The 16122-nt window shown below is 67.8% G+C and carries 13 protein-coding genes, 1 tRNA gene and 1 pseudogene; 5 read left to right on the forward strand and 10 right to left on the reverse strand.

The annotated features are described in order from the left end of the window. Positions 1-191: 191 nt before the first annotated feature. The 4 genes from E7Y32_RS02090 to E7Y32_RS02105 all read right to left on the reverse strand — a co-directional run bounded on the left by E7Y32_RS02090 (position 192) and on the right by E7Y32_RS02105 (position 6038). Positions 192-899 (reverse strand): hypothetical protein, encoded by a 708-nt coding sequence (locus E7Y32_RS02090; RefSeq protein ID WP_146335625.1) that lies wholly within the window; start codon positions 897-899, stop codon positions 192-194. Between the two features lie 45 nt (positions 900-944). Beyond that, positions 945-2273, reverse strand: a complete 1329-nt coding sequence (locus E7Y32_RS02095) for a glycosyltransferase (protein WP_146335626.1) — start codon at positions 2271-2273, stop codon at positions 945-947. Between the two features lie 8 nt (positions 2274-2281). Beyond that, positions 2282-4813 carry a DNA helicase PcrA gene (gene pcrA, locus E7Y32_RS02100; RefSeq protein ID WP_395940446.1) on the reverse strand — a complete coding sequence of 844 codons (2532 nt, stop codon included), beginning with the start codon at positions 4811-4813 and terminating at the stop codon, positions 2282-2284. Positions 4814-5165: 352 nt separating this feature from the next. After that, on the reverse strand, positions 5166-6038 hold the full coding sequence (locus E7Y32_RS02105; RefSeq protein ID WP_146335628.1) for an inositol monophosphatase family protein: 873 nt from the start codon (positions 6036-6038) through the stop codon (positions 5166-5168). A 109-nt stretch (positions 6039-6147) separates the two neighbouring features. Here E7Y32_RS02105 and E7Y32_RS02110 point away from each other — a divergent pair, with 109 nt between their 5' ends. Further along, a complete protein-coding gene (locus tag E7Y32_RS02110; protein ID WP_146335629.1) occupies positions 6148-6789 on the forward strand; it encodes a hypothetical protein in 642 nt (213 codons plus the stop codon). On the opposite strand, the gene E7Y32_RS02115 is transcribed toward E7Y32_RS02110, so the two are convergent. After that, entirely contained in the window at positions 6786-7859 is a 1074-nt protein-coding gene (locus E7Y32_RS02115) for a hypothetical protein (protein ID WP_146335630.1), read from the reverse strand. The genes E7Y32_RS02110 and E7Y32_RS02115 overlap by 4 nt on opposite strands. A gap of 201 nt (positions 7860-8060) precedes the next feature. On the opposite strand from E7Y32_RS02115, the gene E7Y32_RS16225 reads away from it, so the two are divergent. After that, positions 8061-8210: a hypothetical protein gene (locus E7Y32_RS16225; protein WP_186467027.1), complete on the forward strand. Its 150-nt coding sequence runs from the start codon at positions 8061-8063 to the stop codon at positions 8208-8210. Positions 8211-8326: 116 nt separating this feature from the next. On the opposite strand, the gene E7Y32_RS02120 is transcribed toward E7Y32_RS16225, so the two are convergent. The 3 genes from E7Y32_RS02120 to E7Y32_RS02130 all read right to left on the reverse strand — a co-directional run bounded on the left by E7Y32_RS02120 (position 8327) and on the right by E7Y32_RS02130 (position 11420). Next, entirely contained in the window at positions 8327-9862 is a 1536-nt protein-coding gene (locus E7Y32_RS02120) for a bifunctional diguanylate cyclase/phosphodiesterase (protein ID WP_146335631.1), read from the reverse strand. Then, positions 9855-10337: a hypothetical protein gene (locus E7Y32_RS02125; protein ID WP_146335632.1), complete on the reverse strand. Its 483-nt coding sequence runs from the start codon at positions 10335-10337 to the stop codon at positions 9855-9857. Before E7Y32_RS02125 ends, E7Y32_RS02120 begins: the two co-directional genes overlap by 8 nt. Positions 10338-10649: 312 nt before the next feature. Beyond that, the gene (locus tag E7Y32_RS02130; RefSeq protein ID WP_146335633.1) at positions 10650-11420 is read right to left on the reverse strand and encodes a DUF998 domain-containing protein; all 771 of its coding nucleotides are present in this window, start codon (positions 11418-11420) and stop codon (positions 10650-10652) included. A gap of 85 nt (positions 11421-11505) precedes the next feature. Here E7Y32_RS02130 and E7Y32_RS02135 point away from each other — a divergent pair. The 3 genes and pseudogenes from E7Y32_RS02135 to E7Y32_RS16230 all read left to right on the forward strand — a co-directional run bounded on the left by E7Y32_RS02135 (position 11506) and on the right by E7Y32_RS16230 (position 12467). Then, positions 11506-11578: transfer RNA gene (locus E7Y32_RS02135), tRNA-Arg, on the forward strand. A 13-nt stretch (positions 11579-11591) separates the two neighbouring features. Then, positions 11592-12053, forward strand: a pseudogene (locus tag E7Y32_RS02140) (DUF6314 family protein); the annotation flags it as partial. Next, entirely contained in the window at positions 12045-12467 is a 423-nt protein-coding gene (locus E7Y32_RS16230) for an NUDIX domain-containing protein (protein ID WP_186467088.1), read from the forward strand. The pseudogene E7Y32_RS02140 and the gene E7Y32_RS16230, both read left to right, overlap by 9 nt. On the opposite strand, the gene E7Y32_RS02145 is transcribed toward E7Y32_RS16230, so the two are convergent. Both E7Y32_RS02145 and E7Y32_RS02150 read right to left on the reverse strand, forming a co-directional pair. Continuing rightward, positions 12464-14377 carry an ABC transporter ATP-binding protein gene (locus E7Y32_RS02145; RefSeq protein ID WP_146335634.1) on the reverse strand — a complete coding sequence of 638 codons (1914 nt, stop codon included), beginning with the start codon at positions 14375-14377 and terminating at the stop codon, positions 12464-12466. The two genes, E7Y32_RS16230 and E7Y32_RS02145, sit on opposite strands and share 4 nt — an antisense overlap. Further along, entirely contained in the window at positions 14374-16044 is a 1671-nt protein-coding gene (locus E7Y32_RS02150) for an ABC-F family ATP-binding cassette domain-containing protein (protein WP_146335635.1), read from the reverse strand. Before E7Y32_RS02150 ends, E7Y32_RS02145 begins: the two co-directional genes overlap by 4 nt. Between the last annotated feature and the right edge of the window lie 78 nt (positions 16045-16122).

Genomic DNA, 16122 nt, shown 5'->3' on the forward strand with positions numbered 1-16122 from the left:
TACAGCCGGACCCCACGTACTCGCGGTTACCGGGCTGCGGAATAAACGCACCCTGCGACAAGCTTGGAAACGAGCCACACGGCGCAATGCTCCTTGTTCGAACTCTAGTCCTTCCTGCGGACCAGCCCGTCCCAGAGTACCCGTTATGTGAGTAAGGACACTATTCTATTGGGCGTAGAAAAACCGCTAGATTACGGGGTTTTTGGGGCCTCCGACGGCGTCGGGGAGCCCGTTGTGGGGGCCGGTGAGATTAGCTCGTAACGGTCGCGCGAAATGAAGAAAGCCACGCCGGCGGAGACGTTTCCGCAGGCGATGCCGCCGTTGTACGCGGAGCAGCGCAGCCCGTTGCGCTCGACGTTTTGTCCCTCCGCAAGGACCGGCAACTGGGATATCGGGCCGGTCCGGCTGCCCCTCGGCCCGAATTCGGCCTCCTGTTCTGTGACACCGGAGCGGCACTCGCCATAGACGGCAGAGTCCGGGGTCAGCAGGGCGGTGCCGCCAAGGTAGCCCAGGCCGGTGCCGCCGCAGTTGTCCCGGATGTCCTGGGGGTCCGGCTTCGGGTAGGCCGCGAGCTCGCAGTGGGCCACCGGCACGGTCGCGAACTTGCTGTTGCCGCCGGCGGAGAATCCGTTCTGTTCGTAGGGCAGGTTGATGTGGCCGCCGCGGGCGGAGGTCAACGAGCAGACGGCGTTGCGGTCCTCGGTGACAAAGCTGAGGTAGTCCTGCCCGCCGCCCAGCGCCGCCGGGTCTGTCAGGGGCGCCCCCTTGAGCTGTTCCAGGACCGGTAGCGGCGCGGGCGGAACGTAGTCCGGGTCCTTCTGCGTGACGGTGCAGGCAGTGGCGGCCAGCAGCACGAGGGCGGCCAAGATCCCCAGAAGTGTCCGTCGCATGGGGTCCATTATGCCTGCACGTTTCACCCGCCCCGACGGGAAAGCGATGCCACCTCAGGCAAGGGTTCCGGGCGTCCCGCCGGCGGCGACGGTCGCCTTGATGACCTCGACGGCGGCGCCGACGCTGTCGTCCGCCTCGAACTGCTCGGCCATGGCCTGCGCCCGTGCGCGCCACGACGGATCGCCCAGCACGGTGTCGACGGCCGACCGGATGGCCGCGGCGCTGGGCGTCTCGGTCTTCAGGTTCACTCCGACGCCGGCGTACTCCACCCGCGCATTGACGTCGTTCTTCCCCTCGTTCAGTCCGGCGGTCACGAGCGGCACCCCGTGCGAGAGGGCCAGCAGCACGCCGCCGAACCCGCCGTTGGTGACAAATACGTCCGTGCCGGGGAACACCTGGGCGAAGTCGATGTAGTCCTCGACGACGACGTTGGGCTGCGGGTAGCGGCGCCTCAGTTCATCCGAGCCCACCCCACCGGTTGCCACGATGACCTGGGTATCCGTGTCCTTGAACGCCTCGATGGTGGGGATCATGAGTTTTGCCGGGTCCCGGTTGTCCACGGTGCCCTGGGTGACGACGACCCTCCTGCGGTACTCCCCGGCCGCCGTGGGAGCCGCCGCCATGGGAGCCGCCACCGGAGCGCGGCCGGAGTCCCCGGCGCGGTGTGGCAGCAGGGCACCAACGTAGTGGACTTTCGGGTTGGTGTGCCGCCGCGGGAAGTCCAGGGACGCGGTGCCCGTCTGGATCACCGCGTGCGACCACCGGTAGGTTTCATCGAGGATGGCGGCCTCTTTGGGGGTCTGGAGTCCGTAGTTTTGCAGTTGCCGCACGTAGCTGACCCGGGCGGGCTTTGTGACGAACTGGTCCGAGACCAGCCGGGCGCCGGCGTGAAGGATCCGGTGGGCGGGCGTCCGTGCCGGGGCGAAGCCGAAAAACATCGGAGGCACCAGCGGGTCCGTTTCCATGTTGCCGATCGGCACAAAACTGACCACGGGTTTGCCCAGCACCACCGCCACGAGCCGCTGGATGAACATGGTGTTGTCGAGGACCACCCCGTCGAAAGGGAAGCGCTCGTGCACATCGCGGATGTCTTCGAAGAAGTTGCTGACGTTGCTCGCGAAGATCCGCTCGCCGTCGAACCTGATCGCCAGCGGCCCCTTGAGCCTGGCGCGTCGCGGGTAGAGCTCGTTGAGGTTGTCCGCGGTGTGCTCAACCGCCCGGTTGAACGGATAGTGCGGGATGCCCAGCTGGTCGAGTTTGGGCGCGAGTGTGGAGCCGGTGTACCAGCCAACCTCGTGGCCTTCGTCCCGCAGACGGACGCCGATGCCAGTCAGGGGGTTGAAGTGCCCGGCGATGGCCTGGCTGGCCAAGAGGATTTTCATGCCTTATTTTAGGCGCCGATCTTGGTGAGCGGGGCGTACCGCAGCAGGAGCCTTTTCTCGCCGATGTCGAACTTCACCTTCGCGACGGTCTTGTCCCCGGCGCCTTCCACGGCCAGTACGGTGCCGTTGCCAAAGCTGGTGTGGTTGACCTTGTCCCCTACGCTGACGGCGACGATTTCCTTCTGGGGCTGGACCCGGTTTTTGGCGATCGCGGCCGGGACGTCGGCGTTGAAGCCTGCCGAGGAGTCCGCGCCGGTGCCGCGCGCGGTGCCGGCGCCCCAGAAGGATCCGCTGTAACGGCTGGAACCGATCGATCCGCCGCCGCCCCAGCTGCTTGCCTGGCGGGTGGATCCTTCGCGCTTCCACTCGACCAGTTCGGCCGGGATTTCCTCGATGAACTGGCTCGCGGGGTTGTACTGGCTCTGGCCCCACATGCTGCGCACTTCGGACCGGGTCAGGTAGAGCCGTTTCCGGGCCCGGGTGAGGCCCACGTAGGCGAGCCGGCGTTCCTCCGCCAGTTCCTTGGGGTCGGTCGCGGAGCGCTGGTGCGGGAACAGCCCGTGCTCCATGCCGGTCAGGAACACCACCGGGAACTCGAGGCCCTTGGCGGTGTGCAGCGTCATCAGGGTGACGACGCCGAGCCGTTTGGCTTCGGCGACGGCGGCGTCAATATCTGCCCCGGGGGCGTCCGGGATCTGGTCGGCGTCGGCCACCAGGGAGACCTGCTCCAGGAAGGCGCCGAGCGAGCCTTCCGGGTTGTCGCGTTCGTATTCGCGGACGACGGCGACGAGTTCGGCGAGGTTCTCCACCCGGGATTCGTCCTGCGGGTCGGTGCTCGAGCGCAGGGTGGCGAGGTAGCCGGTCTGTTCGAGGACGGCTTCCAGGGCCGCGGCGGCGCCGGAGCCGGCGGCAACTTCGGCGAGGTCGTCGAGGAGTTTCACGAAGCCCAGCACGGCGTTCACGGAGCGCGTGGCCATGCCGGGCGCTTCCTCGGCGCGGCGGGCGGCGGCCATAAAGGAGGTCCGGTCGCGCTGCGCCAGCGAGGCGATGGCCCCCTCGGCCCGGTCCCCGATGCCGCGCTTGGGCTCGTTGAGGATCCGGCGCAGGTTGACGTCGTCGTCCGGGTTGACCAGCACCCGCAGGTAGGCGAGGGCGTCCTTAATTTCCTTGCGCTCGTAGAAGCGGGTGCCCCCGACCACCTTATAGGGCAGTCCGACGCGGACCAGGACGTCCTCGATCGAGCGGGACTGGGCATTGGTGCGGTAGAAGATGGCGACGTCGCCGGGGCGGAGGTTCCCCTCATCCTGCAGCCGGTCGATTTCCTTGGCGATGAACTGCGCCTCGTCGTGCTCGTTCTCGCCGACGTAGCCAACGATCTTCTCGCCGTCGCCCTCGGCGGTCCAGAGCCGCTTCTCGGGCCGGTTGGGATTGCGGGAGATCACCGAGTTGGCGGCGCTGAGAATCGTCTGGGTGGAGCGGTAGTTCTGCTCCAGCTTGATGGTCCGGGCGTCCGGATAGTCCTTCTCGAACTCCACGATGTTGCGGATGTCCGCGCCGCGGAACGCGTAGATGGACTGGTCCGAGTCGCCAACGACGGTGAGTTCCGCCGCGCCGGGGCCTTCGCCGACGATCTCGCGCACCAGGGCGTACTGGGCGTGGTTGGTGTCCTGATATTCGTCCACCAGCACGTGCCGGAAGCGGCGCCGGTAGGAGTCGGCGAGCGCCGGGAAGGCGCGGAACATGTACACCGTCTCGGCGATCAGGTCATCAAAGTCCATCGCGTTGGCCTGCCGCAGCCGCTGGGTGTAGCCCTTGAAGACCTCGGCGACGGCCTGCTCGAAGGGGTCGTTGTAGTTGGCGCTAGAGGCGTAGCTGTCCGCGTCGATCAGCTCGTTCTTCAGGGCCGAGATCTTGTGCTGGATGGCCCTGGGGGCGAAGCGCTTCGGGTCCAGGTCCAGGTTCTTCGCCACCAGCGTGATCAGGCGCAGCGAGTCCGCGGAGTCATAGATGGAGAAGTTGGAGTTCAGGCCCACGTTGGCCGCCTCGCGCCGCAGGATGCGCACGCAGGAGGAGTGGAAGGTGGAGATCCACATGGTCTTGGCGCGGCCGCCGACCAGGAGTTCGATCCGCTCGCGCATTTCCGCGGCGGCCTTGTTGGTGAAGGTAATGGCCAGGATCTCGCCGTGGTGTGCCCGCCGGGTGGCGATCAGGTAGGCGATCCGGTTACTGAGCACCCGGGTCTTGCCCGAGCCTGCACCCGCCACGATCAGCAGGGCGCCCCCGGCGTGCTTGACCGCATCCTCCTGCTGGGGGTTCAGTCCCTGCAGCAGTTCCTCCGCGTTGGGCAGCCGCGGGCGGTCCCCCTCGTCGTCGTGCCCCGCACTGCTTCCGCTGTAGGAGCCGCCGTGGGAACCGAACCCGGACGCGGCCGTCAGGGGCGGCATCCCGCTGCCGGCCCCCGGGTCTCCGGACGCTTTCGCGGTCGCGGCCGCCTTCGGTGCAGCTTGGAAGGGGCCGTCGGCGTAGGGGTCAAACAACATATCCATGGTGTTAACCAGTCTAGGCGGTGCCACTGACAGCACGGTCCGGGGCCGCCCCAACCCCGACGGACATGCCCGTCCTTTGGGCGCAGGCGTGGACATATTGCCATTGTGTCCACGCTTAGGGCTGACGGATGAGCATGTCCATCCCTACTGCTCCTGGGGAATGAGCATGTCCATCGGTTGCGGCGGGGATTGAGCATGTCCGTCCGGTCCTGCGAGCCGTGAGCATGTCCAACCGTGCCAGGCTCGGGGAATGGGCATGTCCATCCGCTGCGGCGAGGAGCGAGCATGCCCATTGCTGCCGGGCACGGGAACTGAGCATGCCCATCCCTGGCGGCCCCGGGACTTCCTACCCGACCGAGCCGGACTCCAGCGCGGCGCGGAGCTGACGGACCGCCGTCGTGCCCCCGGCGACGTACCACTCAAGGCCGTTGACGCGGACGACGTCGGTGGCGCCGCCGGCGGCGTGCACGATCGCCTGGCCCGGCAGCCAGTCCCACTCCGGGGAGCTGTGCTGGAACCAGCAGTCGAGTTCGCCGTCGGCCACCCGGCCGAGGTCGCACGAACCGGAGCCGAACATGCGCAGCGCCGCCGCCGCGGTCGCCGCGGCATGCCAGGGCATGGCACACATCGGGTCGGCAAGCCAGGTCGGATGGATGTAGGTGGCGGCTCCCAGCTCGGCCAGCTGCGCCTCAGCCCGGCCCCGGCCGCCGTCGTCGCGGGGCCGGAAACTGGTCAGCGCCTCACCGTTCAGAGTCGCGGCCCGCATGGTGCCGCCCAGCCAGAGCTTGTCCGCCTCCGGCTGGAAGATGGCGCCGAGCAGCGGGCCGGACGAATCCTTGAGCGCGATCGCCGAACACCAGTAGCTGGAGCCGTGCAGGAAGTTGTAGGTGCCGTCCACCGGGTCGATTACCCAGGTCCGGCCACTGCTGCCCTGCCGGGAGGCGCCCTCCTCGCCCAGGATGCCGTCCTCGGGCCGGCAGCGCTGGAGCTGTTCGAGCACGTAGGCCTCGGCGGCGTGGTCCGCGGCGGTCACGACGTCGGAGACAGAAGTCTTTTGCTGCCCCTCCAAGCCGCCCTGCCGCATCAGCAGCGCCAGGTTGCCGGCTTCCCGCACCAGGGCCTCTGCCAGCTGGTAGTCGTCCAGTTCGGGGCTGAGATCCGCGGTGCTGTGCCGGCCCGTCCGGTGTCTGCCAAGTTCGTTACTGCGTAGTTCGCTCACGCGTTCAGCCTAGCTGGCGCCGTGCGACGCTGAACAGGCGGTCGGCCGCCGCCGCGCTCCCGGCCGGAGACGGGCCGGAGCGGCCCGGGGAAAGGGCGATAATGGTGCCATGGCCAAGACACCCGCCCAGCGGATCAAGAAGCACGGCGCCAGCGCGGCCGTCCCCCAGCACCACCTGCCCCCGGTGATCAACCCCAGCACCACGCGGACCCCGCAGAAGGCACAGAGCAACAGCAACCTGATCCTGATCGCGGGAGTCGTGGCCAGCCTGTTCCTGTTCTGGTACGTCCACTTGCTCACCCTGAACCAGCTCACGCAGCTGAGCGGCGGACTCCCGATGCCCGATTCGCTGGTTGGCGGCTTCAGCCAGGGCTTTGTGGAGCAGTTGCGCTCGGGGATGGACACCGACGCACGCGGACAGCTCAACTACGTGCACAAGACCGCCGGAACGCTGTTCCCGCTGATCTTCGGCTTTACCTGGTTGCTGCTGATCGGGACGAACGTCGCCCGGAAGGGACTGCGCTGGGCTTTGTGGGCGGTGCCGCTGCTGTTCGCGGGGGTGCGGCTGTGGGGGAATGCCGCGATCGACGCCATGATGTCCGCGGACACGCTCGACGGCGGCCAGGTCGCCCTGGCGTCCGGGCTCACGCTGGCCGGCTGGGTCCTGCTGGTCCTCAGCCTGGTGGTCGGCGGCGCGGCGGTGTTCCTGGGCCGGAAGTCGGCCTCGGCGCGGGCTGAGACGACGCGTTAGGTGCGGTCGAAGCCCGTAACGCGGACCAGCCAGGACCAGAAGGAACCCCTGCCGAGTTCGGATTTGAGAAAGTCCCGGGCTTGCTGGGCTCTGTGAGGAGCTCCGGAAGCATCAAAGTGGTCCGCAGACTTAGCCAGACTCTCCCGGGCCCGCACTCTGTCCCCGGTCGCAACGTAGGCCCGGCCGAGGAGGAAGCAGGCTTCGCCGGCTCGCTGTGGCATCAGCAGATCGTTACGGCCGGGAAAGTCCTGCAAGAGTTGAATCGCGGCAACCGGTTCCCCCGCCAACAGGCTCCAGTGCGCGCGGTTAAGTTTGAGCAGCATACGGTCATTGGCGCTCCCGCCAATTATGTCAGTGGCCAATTCGGCGCGCTCTATGCAACGGAGGGTGTCGGCATCCGCAATATTTGCGGCAAGCCGCATAGCTGCGGACGCTTTGTTGAATTTGGCCCACACATCAAGGTTCTTGGCGGGGGAAAATGTCGCGGCCGCGTGCTCATGGTACTTCAGGCCTTCTTGAACCTTGTCGCACAAGAAGGCCACATTGCCAATGACCCAATAGGCCTTGCCAGCAAGCTGATCCTCGACTTCTTCCGAGATTACCTCGGCCAGAAGCTTGCTCTCTTTCCATGCCGAGTCGAGTCTCCCACCATCGGCCAACGCAGATATCAGCGCCTGCCGGGCCTTGATATTGATGTCTAGGTCCATTTCACCGGGCGTGAGATCTACCGCTATGAGTGCAGATTGGGCCGCTTCTTCCAGCAACCCGGCCCCTTGGCGCGCTTTTGCCAGCAAGATATGGGCGCGTGCCTGATCGTGTGGATTCGGCTGGTGATCCAGTCCCGAAATCAGCTCGGTGGCAAGATCTGCACATTCTTCGAAGCGTTCCGCGTCAAGGAGATTTTCGGCCTGGAGGAAGGTCATGTTCCACCAAGATGCGGAGTCGCCGTCTCGTCGCGCAATTTCGGCCGCTTGTTTCGCGCTGCCAGCCGCCTCGGCGAAGGCATGGTTGCTTCGGTGCTCGCGGGCCCGGAGCTCAGCTTCTGCGTACAACGGCGAAACAAAGTGCATGAATCAATTATCAGGCGCCCTACGGGTGATTATGACCACGGCGCGCACACAATCCCTCGTATCAACCGCAGCGGCAGTGCACAATTAGCACAGGGTTTAGCTAGTTGGCATAAATCGTTACCTGACGGCGTGTCCTAACGACCTATACTGAGCTCGTATCACATGAGTAACACTAGCCCCTCACATAACAGGAGTCTCAAAATGAAGAAAACCCTCGCAGCGCTTCTCGTCGCCGGCGCCCTGGCCGCAGCGGGCATGTCCGCCGCTTCCGCTGTGTCCGCGAGCAGCACCACCTCCGGCCAGAGCACAGTCGTGGCCGTCGACTGGTGGCCGAACTCCCTCCGCAAGTAACGGAGTCAGCAACCGCAAAGGGCGGGAACCGGATTTTGTCTCCAGTTCCCGCCCTTTGTTATGCCCGGGGACACCAGGCCCTCGGACCGCCGCCGTCGTCCTTGCCGGCGTGCGTCTTATTCCGAAACGGCACTCCACTGCGCCAGGGTTTCCTCAAAGGATTCCGCGGGCGCCGGGCGCCCAAAGTAGTAGCCCTGGCCGCTGCCGCAGCCCAGCCGGACCAGTTCCTCGGCCTGCTCGGCGGTCTCGATCCCCTCGGCCACCGCCTTGAGCCCGCAGGCGTGGATCAGGTGCAGCACGGCTTCGACAAACCTTCCCTGCTCCTCATCCGTCCCGAGGCCGGCTATCAGGCTCCGGTCGATCTTGACGACATTCACCGGGAGCCGCCGCAGGTAGCTGATCGAGGAGTAGCCCGTGCCAAAGTCGTCGATTTCGAGCTGCACGCCGAGCTGACGCAGCCCGCTGAGGGAGTACTTGTCCACATCCCCGCCGGTGACGGCCATGGACTCCGTCAGCTCGATGATGAGGTTCGCAGCATCAACCCCGGTCTCCCGCAGGATGTCCTGGACGTGTTCAATCAGCTCAAGGTTCTGCAACTCGGTAGTAGAGATGTTGACCCGGACGGAGAACTGGCTGTCCAGCGGCAACCGGTCCTGCCAGTCGCGCAGCTGACGGACGGCGTTGCGCAGGACCCAGTGGCCCAGCTCCACGATCATTCCGGTCTCCTCGGCCAGCGGAATGAACTGGTCCGGCATCAGGAGCCCGCGCTCGGGGTGGTTCCAGCGCACCAGCGCCTCAACTCCCTCAATCCGCCCGGTGGCGAGCTCCACCACCGGCTGATAGTGCAGCGTTAACTGGTCATGCAGGATTGCCTCGCGCATCTCGGTGACCATCAGGCTCTGCAGCCGCCGGGCGTAGAGCAGCGCCGGCTCAAAGACCTTGATCCCGCTGTGCGGCTGGGCCTTGGCGGCGTACATGGCCGTGTCGGCTTCCATCACGAGGTCGTCGACGGACTGTCCGGGTTCAGCCACGCGCACGCCGATGCTGGTGCCGCAGGTGATCCGGAGATCGCCGATGTCCAGGCTCTCACTGAGTGCCTTGAGGATCCTGTTGGCGACCCGCCGGGCACGCACGAGGTTGGATTTCGGCAGCATCACGGCAAATTCGTCGCCGCCCAGCCTGGCCACGGTATCGGTCACCCGGACCGCGTCCTGGAGCCGCCGGGCGATCACGCGCAGGACGTCGTCCCCCGCGCTGTGCCCCAGCGTGTCGTTGATGCCCTTGAAGGAGTCGAGGTCGAGAATCAGCAGCGCCGGCGGCAGCTCGCCGCGAGAGGTCTCGGCGAGGGCGTGGCTGAGCACCGAATTCAGCGCGGTGCGGTTGGCCAGCTGGGTCAGCGGATCGGTGAGCGCCATCCGTTCCAGCTCCACCTGCGCCTGTCGCAGCATGGCCGTCCGGCTCTCCACGCGCTCTTCGAGCTCCTGGTAGATGGTCTGCAGGTCGTCGGCCATCAGGTTGATGCCGGCAATCACCGCAGCGACGTCGTCGCGCGCACCGGAGTGGGGAATCCTGGTGCTGAGGTCGCCGCTGGCGATCCGGACGATGCCCTCGACGAGGCTATGGAGCCGGGGGTCTGGAACTTCACTATTCACTCGTATACGGCCTTAACCACTCGAGGGCTTCCGCGCGCGAAAGGAAAAACTCCGCCGGGATTGTTTCGGATCTTGAACGCAGCAGGTAGTGGGCGATCACGCGGTCCACGGGGCTCTCCCCCACCAGCGCGAACGCTGCGGCGGCAATCGAACCGGCATAGACCTGGCGCGCTTCCACGCTGACGCCAACGACGCCGGAGATGATCAGCACCACCGGCAGGCGCCTGCCGTCGGCGAGTGCGCGTACGGCCGCTCCGGCCACCCGGGCTTCGGGGCCCCCGATCTCGCGGTTCGGCGGCAGCGCTACTTCGATGATGCCGCCGTCGAGCTGCCGGACGCCGATCACCGGCTCCGCGGCCGGCTCCCTGGTCAACAAGGACGGCGCCGCGCCGGCAGGCGCCGCTGCAGGGGTTGGGGGTTCTGCGGGGAGTTCCTCATCGGGTGCGTCCGGCGCGACCGGCGCTTCAACCGTCATCGGAGCGCAGCCCGGCAGGCCGCGGCCGGGAGCGGACGAGTCGCTGCCGGGTCGCCGAAAACTGTCGTTGCCGGTCCCGGCACAACTAGCTGATCAGACATTTGTCCCCAAAGACTACAAAGTCGGCAATTCGGCGTGCGCTGGAGCCAGGTCCTGCACGAGGCACCGGACCGTTCCGGCGAATGCCCTCATGATAGTGCAAGCCAGCGGGCAGATGAGACATAAGACACCCCGCGCCCCAGATTCTCCAAAAGTGCCGCCGCCAACCCGCCGCCGGCAATCCCAGAAGCCGCACGGACCAGTCCGGGTGTCCTATTCCCCTCCCCCAAACGCGCGCTTTCGGGCAACGAGCTCCTGCCGGACGCGCTGGGCGACCACCAGCCCCAGCGCCGCCATGCCGATGGTGATGGGGTACCCCATCAGCCGTTCCAGCGTTCCCGGTTCCGGCACCCGCATTCCCGTCAGCCCTCCGGCCACCAGCGCGGCCAGCGAGACGGCACCGCAGGCCAGGATGAACCAGCCCAGGGGTGTCTGGCGGCGCCACAGCCAGCCGACCAGCAGCAGCGCCAGGCCACCCGCGGCGAAGTACATCAGTGCGCCCACCAGATGCCAGCCGGAGCCGGCGTCTTCGGGCACCAGCCCCACCACCACGGTCCCGGCGCCGGCGGTCAGGCTCAGCGAGCGGGCGGCCAACGCGGCGGCCGACGGCGAGCGCCGCCCCGGGGCCACGGCCAGCCGTGCCCCGGCCCGGGCCGCGACGCCGATCACGGCGGAGCTCAGCAGCAGCGCCCCGACCATCATCCCGATCCCCTGGACCACGAACGAGGCGTTCATCAGCAGGTGGGCGGGTGAGCAGACGTCCCGGCCGGAGAACTCGCCGCAGTGCAGCGCGCCGAGGTCACTGATGTAGCCGGCGCGCCGGCTGTACCGTTCCGGGCCCGCCCAGGCGCCAATGACGGCGGCCTCCGCGACGAAGTACTGCAGCACGCTCAGTTTGGCGAGGGCGCCGAGGTAGAACCGGGTGGAGGCAACGTCGGGGATGTAGATGAGCTCCCGGGAGGCGGTCGCGGCAGAGGCTGTCATGCGAAGAGCGTAGTACGTGCCCTCACCTTGTATGCTGGTATCCGTGTCCGGACGGGCCGGCCGACCGCCGCCCACCCGCACGCCCGCCCTCGTAGCTCAGTGGATAGAGCACGGCTCTCCTAAAGCCGGTGTCGTTGGTTCGATTCCAATCGAGGGCACTTGAACTCCCAGATGCCAGGCGCCGGGCACCCTGAAGAACGGCGCTTTGACCTGCGAAACTACCTGCGCGGCAACTGGCAGGTGGACCGCACCCTGGTGGACCGCGCGGACGGCAGCCACGGAACCTTTACCGGCGTCGTCAGCTTCACCGGAACCGACGACGGCGGTCTCCGCCTCCGCGAAGAAGGCACCGTGGCGTGGACCCCTGCCGGCGGCGCGCCGTTTGCAGGGCCGGCCAGCCGGGAGTACCTTCTCCGGCCCGGGGCAACGCCGGACACCATGGACGTGTTCTTCCCCGACGGCCGCCCGTTCCACCGCATCGGCTTCGGCGGCGAGGACCACCGGGATGAGCACTGGTGCGACCCCGACACCTACCGGGTCAAGTACACGAGGCTCGGGCCGGACGAATTCCACTACCGCTGGGACGTCACCGGCCCGGCCAAGGACCTGCTCCTCGACTCGGTGCTGCACAGGGCCGCGAATCCCCGGATTGTAGTCTCCGCCGTCTGCGTCTTTGACGACGCCGGGCGCCTGCTGACCGTCCGCAAGCGCGGCACGGACAAGTTCATGCACCCGGGAGGAAAACCCGAAGCCGGCGAAACCGCCGCCCAGGCAGCCTCCCGCGAACTCGAGGAGGAAGTGGGAATCATCGTCGCAGCGCAGGACCTGGAGCCCTTCGGCAGCTGGCTGGCCCACGCCGCGAACGAGGCCGCCACGCAGATCGAGGCCACGGTGTTCACGGCCCCCGGACGCTGGACCGCCCACCCTTCGGCCGAGATCGCCGAGATCCGCTGGCTGGACCTGTCCGCCGAGCTGCCGGACGATCTGGCGCCCCTGCTGACGGACTATGTGCTGCCCGTCCTCGCGGCGAGGACCAAGCGGGACTAGAGTTCCGGCACTGCCTCCGCGGCCACCGCGGTGGCCTCGGCGAACTGGGTGCGGTACAGCTCCGCATAGCGCCCCTCGGCGGCGAGCAGCTCGTTGTGAGTGCCGCGTTCCACAATTTGGCCGTCCTCGACCACCAGAATGGCGTCGGCGGCGCGGATCGTGGAGAGCCGGTGGGCGATCACGACGGCGGTGCGGCCCTCGAGCGCGGCGCCGAGCGCTTCCTGCACCGCGGCTTCGTTGGTCGAGTCCAGCGCGGCCGTGGCCTCGTCGAGGATCACGATCCGCGGCTGGGCGATCAGCAGCCGGGCGATGGTGAGCCGCTGCCGTTCGCCGCCGGAAAGCCGGTAGCCGCGCTCCCCCACCACGGTGTCCAGCCCGTCCGGCAGGGACCGGATCATGTCCTCGAGCCGGGCCTGGCGCAGCACGTCCCACATCAGCTCCTCGCTCGCGCCGGGCCGGGCCAGGCGCAGGTTGGAGGCGATGCTCTCGTGGAACAGGTGCCCGTCCTGGGTGACCATGCCCAGGGTTTGCCGCATCGAATCGAAGGTGAGGTCGCGGACGTCCACGCCCGTGCCGGGCACCGTTCCGCCGAAGCGGACGGCGCCCGAATCGACGTCGTAGAGCCGGGAGAGCAACTGGGCGATGGTGGACTTCCCGGCGCCCGAGGAACCCACCAAGGCCACGGTCTGGCCCGGTTCCACCCGGAAGCTGATGCCGTGCAGCACTTCCTCGCCGCCGCGGGTATCCAGGGTGGAGACGTCCTCGAGGGAGGCCAGCGAGACCTTGTCCGCCGAGGGGTAGGAGAAGCGGACGTCGTCGAACTCCACGGACAGCGGGCCGCGCGGCGATTCCACCGCGTCCGGCTTCTGCTGGATGAGCGGCTTGAGATCCAGGATCTCGAAGACACGCTCGAAGCTGACCAGGGCGCTCATAATTTCCACCCGGGCATTGGACAAGGCGGTGAGCGGCGCATAGAGGCGGGTCAGGAGCAGCGCCAACACGACGACGTCGCCCGCGGCGAGCTGCCCGCCGAGGGCGAGCCAGCCGCCCAGGCCGTAGACCAGGGCCAGGGCCAGGGCGGAGACGAGGGTCAGGGCCGTGACGAAGGTGAACTGCAGCATCGCGGTGCGGACGCCAATGTCCCGGACCCGGCCGGCCCGGAGCGCGAACTCCCGGGATTCCTCGTCCGGGCGGCCGAAGAGCTTCACGAGGGTGGCGCCGGGGGCGGAGAAGCGTTCAGTCATCTGGGTGCCCATGGCCGCGTTGTGCTCGGCGGCTTCGCGGCGCAGCTCGGCCAGTTTGGAGCCCATCCGGCGGGCAGGGATCAGGAAGATCGGCAGCAGGATCATGGCCAGGACGGTCACCAGCCAGGACTTGTTCAGCATCACCACCAGGGTGAGGGCCAGCGCCACCACATTGCTGACGACGCCGGAGAGCGTGCCGGCGAAGGCGGACTGCGCGCCAATCACATCGTTATTAAGCCGGCTGACGAGGGCCCCGGTGCGGGTGCGGGTGAAGAACGCGATCGGCATCTTCTGCACGTGGTCGAAGACCTTGGTGCGCAGGTCCACGATGACGCCTTCGCCGATCGTGGAGGACAGCCAGCGCGTCACCAGGCCCAGTCCGGCCTCGGCGACGGCCACCACCGCGATCAGCGCGGCGAGCCAGAGCACCGTTCCGGCCTCCGCCTTGGCAATGATCGCGTCCACCACCTGGCCGGCGAGCACGGGCGTCGCGACCGCCAGGACCGCCATCACGATGGAGAGCAGCACAAAGGCGATCAGCCGGGCGCGGTGCGGCCGCGCGAATCCGAAGACGCGCTTGAGGAGTTCCTTGGAGAACGGCTTGGAGCCGGACGAGGCGCGGGTGATGTTGTAGAGGGAGCTCCAGGCAACCCGGTCCATGCTCATGTGTTGGTGCCTTTCGGGGCGCTCGCGCCCTGCAGTTCGGTGACGACGCCGTCGACGACGTGCCAGCGCACGTCCAGGCGGACGTTTTCCAGCAGCCGGCGGTCGTGCGTGACCAGCAGCAGGGCGCCGTCATAGCTTTCGAGGGCTTCCTCGAGCTGTTCGATCGCGGGAAGATCCAGGTGGTTGGTCGGTTCGTCGAGGACCAGCAGGTTCACGCCACGGGCCTGCAGCAGGGCCAGCGCGGCCCGGGTCCGTTCGCCGGGCGACAGCGAATCCACGGTCCGGGCGGTGTGGTCGGCTTTGAGGCCGAACTTGGCCAGCAGGGTGCGGACCTCGGCCGGGGTTTGGTCTGTCAGGACGGCCTCGACGGCGTCGGCAAGTTTGAGGTGCCCGGCCAGCAGCCCGCGGGCCTGGTCGATTTCCCCCACCGCCACGGAGGCGCCCATGGAGGCGTCGCCGGCGTCGGGCCTGGTGACCCCGAGGAGGAGGCGCAGCAGGGTGGACTTGCCGGCGCCGTTGGGCCCGGTGATGCCGATCCGCTCGCCGGCGTTCAGTTGCAGGTTCACCGGGCCCAGGGTGAAGTCCCCCTGGTGCACCACGGCGTCGCGCAGGGTGGCGACGACGGCGCTGGAGCGCGGCGCCGCCCCGATGCTGAACTGCAGCTGCCACTCCTTCCGGGGTTCCTCGACTTCCTCAAGCCGGGCGATCCGGGATTCCATCTGCCGGACCTTCTGGCCCTGTTTCTCGGAGGACTCGGTATTCGCGGCGCGGCGGATCTTGTCATTGTCCGGGCTTTTTTTCATGGCGTTCCGGACGCCCTGGGAGCTCCATTCGCGCTGCGTGCGGGCCCGGGCGACGAGGTCTGCCTTGGTGTTGGCGAACTCCTCGTAGCGTTCGCGGGCGTGCCGGCGCGCGACGGCGCGTTCCTCCAGGTAGGCCTCGTAGCCGCCGTCGTACACCGCGACGGCGTTTTGCGCGAGGTCCAGTTCCACCACCGTGGTGACGCAGCGGGCCAGGAATTCCCGGTCGTGTGAGACCAGCACAACGCCGCCGCGGAGCCCCTGGACAAAGGCCTCCAGCTTGGCCAGGCCGCCGAGGTCCAGGTCGTTGGTGGGCTCGTCCAGCAGCACGATGTCGAAGCGGCTCAGCAGCAGCGCAGCGAGGGCCACCCTGGCGGCCTGACCGCCGGAGAGCCCGGTCATCGCGGCGTCGGGTCCCACCTCCAGGCCCAGGTCCGCCAGCACCGGGGGAATCCGCTCCTCGAGGTCCGCGGCGCCGGAGGCCATCCAGCTGTCGAACGCCACGGAGTAGGCGTCCTCGGAGCCGGGGGCGCCGGTCCCCAGCGCCTCCGCGGTGGCTTCCATCTCCGCCGTCGCCGGTCCGCAGCCGGTGCGCCGGGCGATGTAGCCAGCGACCGTTTCGCCGTCGATCCGTTCGTGTTCCTGCGGCAGCCAGCCGACAAACGCGTCGGCCGGGGCCAGGCTGACCGTGCCCTCCTGCGGTTCGTCGACGCCGGCGAGCAGCCGCAGCAGCGTGGACTTGCCGGCGCCGTTGGCGCCCACGACGCCGACGACGTCGCCGGGCGCGACGGTGAGGGAGAGTTTGGAGAAGAGGGTGCGGTGGTCGTGACCACCGGAAAGGTCCTTGGCAACAAGGGTTGCAGTCATTAGTCCATTCTCTCACCGGGGGCCAAAACGGACGGCCGCGGGCGGCCGGGTGGGAGGGAATCCCCGCGAAAATCCACG

Origin of the sequence: Arthrobacter sp. UKPF54-2, assembly GCF_007858535.1 — a bacterium.
Lineage (GTDB): Bacteria > Actinomycetota > Actinomycetes > Actinomycetales > Micrococcaceae > Arthrobacter.

What these genes read in the sequence shown, in the direction of transcription:
- E7Y32_RS02145 (WP_146335634.1), bottom strand. Translation starts at nt 14,377, where the DNA reads ATGAGCATGGACCGGGTTGCCTGGAGCTCCCTCTACAACATCACCCGC.
- E7Y32_RS02095 (WP_146335626.1), bottom strand. Translation starts at nt 2,273, where the DNA reads ATGAAAATCCTCTTGGCCAGCCAGGCCATCGCCGGGCACTTCAACCCC.
- E7Y32_RS02110 (WP_146335629.1), top strand. Translation starts at nt 6,148, where the DNA reads ATGGCCAAGACACCCGCCCAGCGGATCAAGAAGCACGGCGCCAGCGCG.
- E7Y32_RS16225 (WP_186467027.1), top strand. Translation starts at nt 8,061, where the DNA reads ATGAAGAAAACCCTCGCAGCGCTTCTCGTCGCCGGCGCCCTGGCCGCA.
- E7Y32_RS02115 (WP_146335630.1), bottom strand. Translation starts at nt 7,859, where the DNA reads ATGCACTTTGTTTCGCCGTTGTACGCAGAAGCTGAGCTCCGGGCCCGC.
- E7Y32_RS02090 (WP_146335625.1), bottom strand. Translation starts at nt 899, where the DNA reads ATGGACCCCATGCGACGGACACTTCTGGGGATCTTGGCCGCCCTCGTG.
- E7Y32_RS02150 (WP_146335635.1), bottom strand. Translation starts at nt 16,044, where the DNA reads ATGACTGCAACCCTTGTTGCCAAGGACCTTTCCGGTGGTCACGACCAC.
- E7Y32_RS02130 (WP_146335633.1), bottom strand. Translation starts at nt 11,420, where the DNA reads ATGACAGCCTCTGCCGCGACCGCCTCCCGGGAGCTCATCTACATCCCC.
- pcrA (WP_395940446.1), bottom strand. Translation starts at nt 4,813, where the DNA reads ATGTTGTTTGACCCCTACGCCGACGGCCCCTTCCAAGCTGCACCGAAG.
- E7Y32_RS02125 (WP_146335632.1), bottom strand. Translation starts at nt 10,337, where the DNA reads ATGACGGTTGAAGCGCCGGTCGCGCCGGACGCACCCGATGAGGAACTC.